We start from the raw sequence: 11,137 nt of genomic DNA, 5'->3' as shown, positions 1-11,137 counted from the left end.
CTGCGGCACAGGGCCTCCTGGTGCTGCTCGGTTGGGATCGCAACCCCGAGCTACCAGGAGGCCCTGCCGTTATGCCCCGACCACCGAGGGATCACTCGAACAGGAACCGTGTTCGACTGATCAAGCCTGCCGAGCGGTAAGCGGATGGCTTCTGAGGGTGCTGGGGACAGGCGTTGAGCGAAGCGGCGCAGGCGGTAGGCCATGCCGTTGCCGCGGCTGTCCTGTTCGGTGGTGGCGGTGGCGGTTTTCCAGCAGACGGCTGCGGCGTTTTCGAAGAAGGTGTGCGCGGTGGTGGGTTCGTGGTCGGCGGCGGTCACCTGGACCAGGAGGTGTTCGGGGCCGCGGGGGGTGGTCTTGGTGGGGATGTGCTTGCGGTCCTCGTCCGGGGCGAGCCGGTTGGGGAGGTCATCGGTGGCAGGTGAGGCATCCGTGGCCGGGGATTGCTCGGGCGCGGACCGGAACGGATCTTGCGTGCTGGTCGTGGCGGCGACGATCTCGAGTTGTTCGGCGAAGAAGGTGCCGGGCAAGGGGATTTCGAGGTCGGGGTGCCGGGTGTAGCCGCCGGCGACCGCGGAGGCGACGAACTCGATGACGGCGCGCGCGGCCGGGGTGTACCGCCGGGTGGGCATGGTGCGGCTGAGCTGGGCCAGGACGCGCAGGACGGTGGCCAGGCTGGTGTCGGCGCTCATGGATTGCAGGGCCGGGGCGAATTCTTCGGTGTGCGCGTTGTCCTGATCGGCTGTGTAGGCGTCCGTTTGGGCGTGCCAGAGGGCGGCGGCGTGGGTTTCTCCGTGGGCGAGGTGCTGGAGGTAGAGGCAGTAGGAGGCGGGGGCGTCTTCGGCGCCTGCGGCGTACTGCCACCAGAAGCGGGCGCCGATGTCGATGATGACTGCTGTCCGTGCCTCGGCTCCCGACTCCAGGGGTGAAGGAGCCGATCCCTACGGGACGAGACGGAAGCCCTCCAGATCCGTCACTGTCCGCTCGCTCACACCAGAACCCGCCGTAGGAGGTCCTCCGTTGACTGCTCGACAGGCGGCCGTACGCCGCGCCCCGATCGCAGCTCGCCTGCACACGCCGCCCGGGGCCAGGACCGCCGCCCCGCAGGGACGCGCTCAGGCGGAGAGCCGCAGCAGGACCGCCGACCGCGCGGCGCACCCGCCGCAGTCGACACCGCCCGTGGCTGCGTTCCCCGCCCCATGTACCCAAGGGACCAGCAGCACGAGCCGGTACAGCGTTCCCGCCACTGGCCAGTCGCCGCTCCCCGCGCACTTTCCGCCGGCTGCCGCCAGCGCCGACCTGCCCGCCGCGATAGTGCAGGGCGCCGGGCAGGGCGCTGCCCGCTACGCCGTGGCGCACGTGGCGGACAAGTTCCTGTCCAATCCGCCCGACTGGCTCGAGACTCTGTGGAACGCGCTGACACGTCTCTGGGATAACTGACTGTGACGGGCTATACCGGTCCGCTTGCTGTCCCGTAACACCCAGCCAGCGAGCCCCAGCGCCGTGCGCTGCCGGGGCTCCCTGATGTGTCATCTGATGGGTTGGTGGCTTCCGCCACCGTGCTGGCCATCCTGGGCATCGCGAGGGCTCGCGTCGTCGGCCCAGAGCCGTACCGGCAGGCGCACTCCCGTCTCGGCCTCGCTCTCCTCTATCGCCCAGCGAAGGTCCGCGAGGATCCCCTCCAACGTGTCCGGCGCATCCGTAGACGGACGGGTCAGTGCGCGGGCGGGTGGCCAGCACAAGTCACGCCAGCGTGGTCCCGAGGCGGTGGGGATGACCCTCGCGGTCACGCGCTCGTCCCCGCACATCGCACACGGCACCAGCGGCATGGCAGTGACGCGGTCGCGGAACTGCTCGCGAGTGGGCTGAGCAGAAGCCGACGGCAGCGCGGCCGGGTCGATGCCGTGTTCCTGCAACTGTGCCTCTGTGCTGGTGGCGTCCGCACCCCCTGCCTCGGCAGCGTCATTGTCGAACGCCGGCGCCGGGGCGCAAGTTGTGGCTACGGGCGCAGGTGGCGTCCATCCTGGCGCCGTTGCCGATAGGCGGGTGCCTCCCGTTCTCGTGAACATCGGCTCCACCGGCTCGCGGGTGACTCCCGAAGTCGTTGTCCTTCGACAGCGAAGTTGGACTGATTGCCATCGAAGTAGGCCTGCCAAACTGGGGCACCTGCCAGGTATGAGGCGATGGTGGCTATGGGTGGGAGCGCCAGTTGTCCTGGGCATTGCGGCGGGTGCCGTCACGACCCTGCTGACGGACAGAGCCTGGAGCTCTGAGCTGGTACCTCGCTGCGTGAACTTCTCGGTCGTCTACTTGGTGATCAGGCCGGCGATGCTCCTACGGCGCTCCGCGCGGCGAGAGCAGCAGACGCCGACGGTGGACAACGAGGAGACCTTGCACGATCGAGAGAGGTAGTTCCCAAGGATTGCGACAGTCCAACTTGCGTGGCAGCCGGTCCAAGCTCGTCGTCACCGGACAGTCGTCGACGTCTGCTGTCGTCGCTGGTGAACAAAGCCAGGCCATGCCGGAGTCGGCGCGGCCCCTCGCCCTGTGTCAGGCGCCGGCCCTCTTCGCGCGGGCGGCCAGCGCGTCACGCAGGATCCCGTCGGATGCTGCGCCATGCGCAGCAGTTCACGGAACACCTCGGTGGTGGTACGTCGCCCGGAAGCCGTACGGGGCAAAGAGGGTGACGCACGTGCGCAGCGCGCTGTGCCGGCGGCTGAGTGGGAGGCGGGTCTCGTGTACGCGCGCTCGGTGGGTCAGGAAGCTGTTCATTGTGTGGGCGCCAGGTCCAGTGCCCGTGCCAGGGCGGCCGTGACGGCGGCGGTCTGTGCCAGCAGGTGCTGTTCGGCCCAGCTTCCGGCGAGGCTGAGGAAGCTCTGCAAGTCCCGCTGGGCGCCGGTGACGAGCATGCGCACCTGGTCCACTGGCAGCTCGATTACCGGGCTGTCTTTCTCCGCATAGGCGTCGAGAGTCAGCCGGACTCTTTCGCCCACACGTTCGGCCATCGAGGACGGGGCGTGGCCGAAGTAGCAGCAGCCGGTGCCGTCGAGCACCTCAAGCCAGTCCCGCCAGGTCTCCAAGCCGTTGCAGCAACCCGGCTCGGCGAAGACGGTGTCGGTGGCGTTGTCGGTCACCCGGAACCCGCCGGCGGCGAACAGGTCAGGCATGGTGAGCAGCCCGTGCAGGAACGTGCCGAGCGGGTCGGTCGGGCACGGTCCGTGCTCCTCCTCCGGCTCGAAGTTGTTGCAGTCGGCAATCCGCATCACTGCCGTGCCGACCTCCGCCGGAGTCAGCTTCCCATTGAGAACGAGGTAGCCGTAAGACTCGTGCTCGCCAATGGGCCACAGCGCAAAGTCGTCGGCAGCGCAGATCTCAAGAACGGGTTGCATCACCATCACACGGGGATGATGCCGGACCCACTGCCCCGCCGCCACGGGCTTTGGCTGCGGAAACGGACTCTCCCCACGGCTGTCGCGTGGAAAGACTTCTCAATGCCAGTATCAAGCCGATGCGGGTGCTGTTCAGACGAGGTTATGCCGCTGGTTCAACGCTCACCGCGACGGATCGTCTCCGAAGGTGAACCGCCAGAATCTCCATCTCGACGAGCGTGCCGATGAGACCGGTCTCGGCAAGTTGCGTGGCCAGCACGCGTGCTTCGCCCAGGGACAGTTCTCGCGCATTGCGGAGGGCCTGCAACACGGGAGCAAGGCTCAGCAAGTCTCCAGACAGGCGAAGCCGTGCCGCCCCGTGCACTTGCAGCAGAGCTTGTCGAATGTTCTCGGTTGTGACGGATCCGCTGTCCTGCTCGCACCACCCGTTCAGGCAGTCTGCGCATCGTCCTTCGGTGCCCCAGCAGAGCATGCCGTTGTCGATGAACTGACCGACATCGCAGGTCGTGGTGCCTCCGCAGACACTGCACCGACCTGTGACCTGTACTCCTTGCGTGATCACAGAGGCTCCTCAGCGTCATCCGTCCATGCTGACGGCATCTTCCTCGAAAAGTCGGCTCTCGTCGATCAGGTTTGCGATTGACGAGAGGCCCTATGAGGCGGTTGCCATCGGTGGCATGAGTTCGTAGTGCCGCTGACCTCGGAGAAGTGCCCACAGCACGTTGACCCGTCGCCGGGCCAGCGCCAGGACTGCCTGGGAGTGCCTCTTGCCCTCGGCCCGTTTGCGGTCGTATTACCGACGGGACTCAGAGCAGCAGGTGATGCAGCTCATGGCGGCAAGAAACAGGGCCCGTTGCAGACGTCGGTGGTAGCGCTTGGGGCGATGCCGGTTGCCGCTGACCTTGCCTGAATCCCTGAGAGCCGGCGCCAGGCCGGCGTAGGTCGCCAGGCGATCACGGCTGCCGAAGAGATCCATGTCGCCGCCGATGGCGGCCAGGATCTCGGCTCCGAGCAGGTTGCCGATGCCCGGCATGCTGGCAATGATGGCGGCCTGCCTGTGGGCACGGAAGGAAGCCTCGATCTGCCGGTCGACTTCGCTGATCTTGTCGTTGAGCGCGATCACTTCGCGGGCGAGCGTGGCGACCATGGCTGCGGCCGTCTTCTCTCCGGCGACGCTGGTGTGCTGTCGCTCAGCGGCCTCCATGGCGGTGCGGGCCAGGGCTCCGCACCAGCGGAGCTTTCGGTTCCGGAGCCACTGTTCGAGGCGGCCGTGAAGAAGGACGGTTGCAAGGCATTAACATCCCCCCATCGCTCCGGTTGTCCTTGATCGCGGAGGTCGGGGGCCGGCGTTCCACCAGGGGGTTTGAATGGGAAAGCGCACTGTGACAACTGCTGTAGCCGCAACGGCAGTTCTGTGCCTGAACACGTCGACAGCGTCAGCGGAGACCCGTCTGGGCGACACACAAATCCTGTCCGCCTCGATCAACGGTGGAAAGGCCCTCGTCGTGGGAGCCGCCGCGCAGGCGTCGTTCTCCGCAACGGTCACCGCCAGCGATCCGGCCGGCCTCGAGTACATCGACGCCTGGCTGTACCGAGGGCCCTCCACCGCCCCCACCGGCGCTCTCGCCGCGCCCCAGGACCCAACCTGTACCGCCGTCAACGAAACCACCACCCGGTGCACCTTCCCGTTCCAGATGGGCGAAGGCTGGTTGCAGAACGCTGACGCCGGCACCTGGCACCTCTACGTCAACGCCCTCGCTCGTGACCGCGACTACCACCGCAAAACAGCAGCATCCTTCAGCCTCCAGCGCGCCTCGACGGTGACGGCAAACGCTGCGCCCGAGCCCGTACGCAAGGGCGAGCCCCTCACCATCACCGGCGCCCTCAGCCGCGTCAGCTGGAACGACTCCACCTACCACCGCTACCCCAACCAGGCCGCGCGCCTGCAGTTCCGCACCCCCAACGGCAGCTACACCACCATCAAGACCGTCACTGCCAACTCCACCGGCTTACTCAAGACCACCGTCACCGCGAACCGCGACGGCTACTGGCGCTACAGCTACGCCGGAAACACCACAACCGCAGCCACCAACGCGCCGGGCGATTACATCGACGTACGGTGACCTGAACACTACAGACCGACAGCACGACCTCCCATGCCTTCCCATCAGCACTGCACCACAGCCCCGAACTCATGGACCGTATCCAGCCGTAGTCGAACCCCCCAACCACCGCAATCCCCGTCGAATGGGTTGCGTCGTGCGGACCCTTTCCACTGCCCCGGGCATGCCGGCAACCCCACTGGTGTGCACTGATAAGCTCCCGTCGCCCGCTCAGGGCATGCACATTTCATTCCCAGGCTGTCGGGGTTGTCGGGGCCGCGGATGGCAGGGTGAGGGGCCGGGGGGTTCCGTGGAGGTCAGCAAGGTCATGCGACGCCGCCTGTTCGGCAGAGGGGGTGCGACCCTGGCCGTGAGCGTGGCCCTCGCCGCGGGTGCTCCGGGTGCCGTGCCGATGGGGATGGCGGTGGCCGTCGGGGCGGACCAGGTCGCCGCGGCGGGCGAGGTCGTGCTCCCCGCCGCGGACCGGAGCGCCACGCGCAACCCGGTGTTCATCGGCTTCGGCGACACAGGTGTGCTGTCGAGTCCGGAAGGCTCCAGCGGCTGGCTCTGGACCGACTACGCGACGCGCCGGACCCGGGAGGTGACCGAGTTCGCCGGCACTCAGCAGCCCAATGCGCTCGCCCAGTCGGACACTACCTACACCCTGTCGACGGACGTCGAGGGCCGTCGGGTCGTGCGGTTTCGCGCGATGGGCTCCGGCGAGGACCGGGGCTCGGTGACCGTTCCGACCGGTCTGACCTATGCGGGGACGGCCGGCGAGGGTGTCGTGGTCGCTTACCTGGGCGGCTCGGCCAACGTACGCGAACTGCACCTGCTGAAGCAGGCGGCCGGTGGCGGTACCGAGGACACGAAGGTGACCGGCTGGCCCGCCGACGCCAAGCTCCTCGCGTTGAGCGGGAGGGACGAGCGCTCGCTGCTGCTGCGCTATCGCGTGCCGACCGAGGACCCGCAGGTCTTTCTCTACCAACTGGTACTCGTCGACGTCCGGGACGGGACCTGGACCAAGCTGTTCGCCCCCTACAACACGACCTCGGCCCGGCTGCCCGTCCTGAGCGAGGACTACGTCGGCTGGTGGTATCCGGGAGCCGGTGCGCGGCTGCTGCGCCGCGACGCGCTGGACGGGCCGGTGATCACCGTTCCGGCCCAGGGCACCGTGGGAAAGACCGACTTCACGGTCGTCGGTGACGATGTCGTGGTGGCCACCTACGGCGACGAGACCCGTGCCGTGCTCACCCGGCCCCTGACCGACGCGGGCCAATGGCGCACGCTGCTCCCGCAGATGGACGGCTGGGTGCACGCGTCGGCGGACGGATCGGCTGTCGTGGTGGGCGGTCCCGACAAGGCGCACTGGGGCATGTTCCGGCTCTCCGAGGCGACTGACGGACAGATCGTCGCCGATGAACTGATGGATCTGCCGCCGGTGCCCGCGCCCGTCGACGGGCTTTCGCTCGTGGGCGGCATCCTTGCCTGGACCGACCAGACCTCGTCCCCGGCCTACGACGTCATGTTCAACACGCGCACCGTGTCCGCCGACGCGGTCCCCCAGGTGGGGCCGGTCCGCCAGGCCGGCGGAGGGGGCAAGCCGTGCATCTTCATCTACAGCTGTGTGCGGCTGTTCGGCGCGGGCGACGGATCCGTCGTCTACAACGACGTGGACAACTCCCAGCTGGTTCACCGCCGTACACCCGCCGGTGACGTCCAGACGCTGACGGTGGAGGGCTTCTACGGCGAGGTGAGCGCTGCGCAGGGGCGGTACGCGCTGCTTGCGGGCGGCCCGAACCGGAAGCATTTCCTGGTCGACTGGACGCAGTCCAAGGTCGTGTCGACGCGCACGGCCGTGGCCGCCACCCTGTGGGACGGACAGCTGTGGACCACGACGTCCACCGCCGGACACCTGTCGATGAGCCGTCTCGGCTCGACGGCTGCGGCGGTCGACGTCAATGTCGGCTCCGCATGCGTGCCCAGCGAGCTGCAGGTCAACGGCCGATTCGTGTACTGGGCGTGCGCCGCGCAGAGGAAGGCCGGCGTGTTCGACCGCTCGCGGGGGCGGTCGGTGTCCGTGCCCGTGGGGGACGCGCTGCTGGCCGACGGGTTCCTGGTCCGCCATGACAACGAGCGCGGCAAGCTGGTGCGCACCGATGTGCGCTCCGGACAGGCAGTCAACTTTGACCTGGCCGATCTGCCCGCGACGACAAACCTCATGCCCGAGGGCAGCACCTCGGACCGACGCGTGCGCTGGACCCTGGACCCCGACAGCGGCCGCGTAGCTTTCGTGGACGCCGATGAACGCATCCATCTGATGCCAGGCGGGACTCTCGCTGCTCCCGTGCAGCGAGAGCACGCGGGCCGGGACGGCATCGGCGACCTCCTCACCCTCAACTCCTCCGGCGCGCTGACCTTCCAGCAGGGCACCGGCAACGGCACGTTTGCCGGCAAAGTGAGCGGCAGCGGCTGGCCGACCTCGGTCAAGGCGGTGCCATTCGGGGACCTCAACGGCGATCGCTGCAACGACGTCCTCGTGCGGCTCAGCAGCGGCGCCCTGCGCGCCTACACGCCGGGGTGCGGTGCCGCGCTGAAGACGTCGACGCCTTACACCTCGCTGGGCACGTCCGGCTGGAACCAGTACGACGTGCTGACCGCGCCCGGTGACGTGACCAAGGACGGCCGCCCTGACCTGATCGCGCGGAACTCCTCGACCGGGACCGTCTACCTCTACAAGGGCACCAGCACCGGCAAGCTGTCAGCCCGGGTGAAGCTCTACGACAACTGGAAGACGTACAAGAAGATCGTCGGGGCCGGGGATCTGAACGGCGACGGCATCGGCGACCTGCTCGCCCAGGACACGTCGAACAACCTGTACCGGTACTACGGCACCGGCAACGGCACGTTCGGCGCCCGCACGAAGGTCTTCTCCAACTGGGGCGGCTCCTACAACGTGATCGTCGGCGTCGGTGACATCACCGGGGACGGCAGGGCCGACCTCGTCTCGCGGGACAGCGCGGGAAACGTCTGGCGCAACAACGGCAACGGCAAGGGATCCTTCGGAGCGCGCGTCAGAATCGCCACCGGCTGGCAGGGCTACAAGGGCCTCTTCTAGAAGAGCACTTCCCGGCCACGTCGCGACGTATGCCATGCCCCGGTGCGGGGATCGCAGGGGGCATGACAGGTGACGACAAAGGAGACTGGCCAGGTCATCGCAGCAGCGATTCCGGACGGCCTGGCACGCCGACTACTTCCCTGGACGGCTCCTTGGCGAAGCACCGGCCCGGTTCCGCCAGGTCCGAGTCGCATCGGCCGCCGCACCGGCCGTGCCTGGCAGCCGCCGCCACTCAGGCCAGCCAGGCCCGCTCGTGCGTGGCCGGGGCTCCCCGGTGCCCCGGCCACGCACGGGCGTGCGGTTCACCGGGTGAGGATTACGCCGACCAGCGCGGCCATCACCGTGACCGAGCCGAACGCGGCACCAAGGGGCGCGCTCCACGTCGGGTGGCGGTGCACGACGTAGGCGGCGCCGGCCGCGAGCAGTATGCCGACGACGACCAGGAGCAGCGCGGCGAGCAGAGCGAGCGCGGACACGACACCGCCGACCTTGGATCCCATAAGGTCCGCATGCAGGGAAAGGGAGATTCGTGGGGCGGATGCGGGTTCTGCTGCTGGACGCGGCTCCTGGAGAGCTGCTCGATCGTGAGCTGGGGTGCCTGCTCGGGCACGGGGTGGCAGTCACGCTGAACCTCCGGCGGGTAACCGACCAGACGAGCGCGCGAGCTGCGTGGACGGACCGGGTGGACTTCGCGGACTTCGACGCGTTCGACGAGTCGGCGCTGATAGCCGAGACCATCCGCGATGGGCTCGGCTATCACGCGGTGAAGTCCCGGGCCGGCGTCCCGTTGCGCGCCACGTTCCTGGCGGCAGCGACCAATCCGGCACTGGACAACCGGCTCCGGGTGATCGGCCGGGCCACCACGTCGACCTCGCCGCCGCCGCCCACCACGGCGTCACCGTCACCCACACCCCGGGCTCCAACGCAACCGCGGTCGCGGAGTTCACCTTGGCCCAGCTGCTCGCCCTGACCCGGAACCTCTCAGCCCACAACGAGGCCGCGCACCACGGCCGCTGGAGCGGACCGGCCGCCCCCGCGGTCGAGCTGTCGGAGCTGACCCTGGGCGTCCTCGGGCTCGGCCGGATCGGCCAGGCCCTGGCCGAGCGGGCGGCCGCCCTCGGCATGACCGTTCAGGGCCTCTCCCGTCGCCCCGCAGGGACGGCGGTGCGCCGAGCAGAGTCCCTCGGCGCCCTCCTTGCCAGCAGCGACGTGATCTCCCTGCACCTCCCGCTCACCCCGCAGACCCGGGGAATGATCGGCCGGGCGGAACTGGCGCTGATGCGGTCTGGCTCGATCCTGCTGAACACCTCCCGGGGAGGCATCGTCGACGAGCAAGCCCTGGCCGACGCCCTACGCGACCCGGCACATCCCCTGGCAGCCGCCGCCGTCGACACCTTCATCCATGAGCACGCCGCCTTCACCTCCCCGTTGTTCGGCCTGTCCAACGCCCTGCTCACGCCGCACGTCGCTGGGATGACCCGGCGCGCCATGGCCGAGGCCGCCCTCCGCTGCGCCGACCACATCGCAGCGCTGCTCGCTGGCCGCCCGAACGGTGTCCCCGTGGCGACGCCGTGACCTCTACAGCCGGCGGGTGACGACCGGGCAGCAACCCTGGTGGTCGACCGGCCGATGCCGTCGACGTTCCCAGGCCAGGTCGGCAGTCAGCGGATGCGCGGACTCCTGGACGGCTATCCCAGCGGTAGGCGCCCATGCGCGTCGGATCAGACAGCGGAGGGTGATGATGACGCAGGCCAGAACGATGAAGATTCGATCGGTGCTCTGCGCCGCTCAGTGCAGCGGCGGCATCGAGGTGCTGCACGGCCCCACCGGTGACGTAGCAATGGAGGTGAGGGGATTGCAGGTAGTTCAGAGCACCCTCGCTCATGACAGCGACGAAGCCGTTGGACCAGTCCGCTGTTTGAGCGGGGACTGCCCCTGCGACATGCTCAGACTGGCGGGTGATGATCACAATGACGCTCGTCGACGTGCAGGACCGCAACGCCGCACGCGGCGTACATTCCTCGACACAGTCGCAGTAGCCCATCAGACACCGCCCCAGGGCGTGTAGCCCGCCAGAGAGCGGACGACCTTGGGCTCGGCGTGAATAGCGGAGACCTCGTAGCACCAGTCCCCGTCGCGCCACTGTACCTTCAGCGTGGAGACCTGAAGCACCGTCACAGGGTCGGTGAACCGCGTCACCAGCTCGACGACCGCGACTTCGTCGCTGTAGGTGACGAAGCGGAACCCGGCAAGCTGCCCAAGCTCCCCGGGTTCCGGGGATGGCATGGGCGAGGCCTCTTCGGCTTCCTCCCGTGCTTCGATCATGGCCGTCTTGGCATCCCCCACGGTCTGCTCTTCCATGACGCGCCGCCAGCCGGGGGCGAGCGCGGCCCGCGTGCTGATCTGTGCAGCGGCTATAAGGGCGCCGGAGGGTGTGTGAGGTTCCCCCGAGATGCGGAGTGTGTTGACAGAGGGTCAGATGGTTCTCATGAGAGGAACATCGACCATGGCCGCCCCCAGAAAGTACTCGC

General features: G+C 68.4%; 8 protein-coding genes and 1 pseudogene. 3 read left to right on the top strand and 6 right to left on the bottom strand.

Going from position 1 to position 11,137, the window contains the following annotated elements; translation table 11 throughout:
• Nucleotides 1–50 precede the first annotated feature (50 nt).
• From ACFYW5_RS37305 to ACFYW5_RS37290, 4 genes and pseudogenes are all read right to left on the bottom strand, one after another.
• Nucleotides 51–689, bottom strand: a complete 639-nt coding sequence (locus ACFYW5_RS37305; protein WP_389421593.1) for a hypothetical protein — start codon at nt 687–689, stop codon at nt 51–53.
• A gap of 2,076 nt (nt 690–2,765) precedes the next feature.
• Nucleotides 2,766–3,392, bottom strand: a complete 627-nt coding sequence (locus tag ACFYW5_RS37300; protein WP_389421594.1) for a hypothetical protein — start codon at nt 3,390–3,392, stop codon at nt 2,766–2,768.
• A gap of 136 nt (nt 3,393–3,528) precedes the next feature.
• Nucleotides 3,529–3,948, bottom strand: a complete 420-nt coding sequence (locus ACFYW5_RS37295) for a hypothetical protein (RefSeq protein WP_389421592.1) — start codon at nt 3,946–3,948, stop codon at nt 3,529–3,531.
• A 90-nt stretch (nt 3,949–4,038) separates the two neighbouring features.
• Nucleotides 4,039–4,653: pseudogene (locus ACFYW5_RS37290) on the bottom strand (transposase); the annotation flags it as partial.
• Nucleotides 4,654–4,753: 100 nt separating this feature from the next.
• Here ACFYW5_RS37290 and ACFYW5_RS37285 point away from each other — a divergent pair.
• Nucleotides 4,754–5,509 carry a calcium-binding protein gene (locus tag ACFYW5_RS37285; RefSeq protein WP_389421591.1) on the top strand — a complete coding sequence of 252 codons (756 nt, stop codon included), beginning with the start codon at nt 4,754–4,756 and terminating at the stop codon, nt 5,507–5,509.
• A gap of 307 nt (nt 5,510–5,816) precedes the next feature.
• Complete coding sequence (locus ACFYW5_RS37280) at nt 5,817–8,606, top strand: FG-GAP repeat domain-containing protein (RefSeq protein WP_389421590.1); 2,790 nt, start codon at nt 5,817–5,819, stop codon at nt 8,604–8,606.
• Between the two features lie 302 nt (nt 8,607–8,908).
• Here ACFYW5_RS37280 and ACFYW5_RS37275 read toward each other — a convergent pair whose 3' ends face one another.
• Nucleotides 8,909–9,106, bottom strand: coding sequence for a hypothetical protein (locus ACFYW5_RS37275; protein ID WP_389421589.1), 198 nt, complete (start codon nt 9,104–9,106; stop codon nt 8,909–8,911).
• A 94-nt stretch (nt 9,107–9,200) separates the two neighbouring features.
• Here ACFYW5_RS37275 and ACFYW5_RS37270 point away from each other — a divergent pair, with 94 nt between their 5' ends.
• The gene (locus ACFYW5_RS37270; RefSeq protein WP_389421588.1) at nt 9,201–10,181 is read left to right on the top strand and encodes an NAD(P)-dependent oxidoreductase; all 981 of its coding nucleotides are present in this window, start codon (nt 9,201–9,203) and stop codon (nt 10,179–10,181) included.
• 468 nt (nt 10,182–10,649) lie between these two features.
• Here the strand turns inward: ACFYW5_RS37270 and ACFYW5_RS37265 are convergent, their stop codons facing one another.
• Nucleotides 10,650–10,967, bottom strand: coding sequence for a hypothetical protein (locus tag ACFYW5_RS37265; RefSeq protein ID WP_389421587.1), 318 nt, complete (start codon nt 10,965–10,967; stop codon nt 10,650–10,652).
• Nucleotides 10,968–11,137 lie beyond the last annotated feature (170 nt).

Origin of the sequence: Streptomyces sp. NPDC002779 (assembly GCF_042888685.1) — a bacterium.
Taxonomy (GTDB): Bacteria; Actinomycetota; Actinomycetes; order Streptomycetales; family Streptomycetaceae; genus Streptomyces.
Note: the sequence above shows the minus strand (reverse complement) of the source record. Positions and strands in the feature narration are given on the sequence as shown.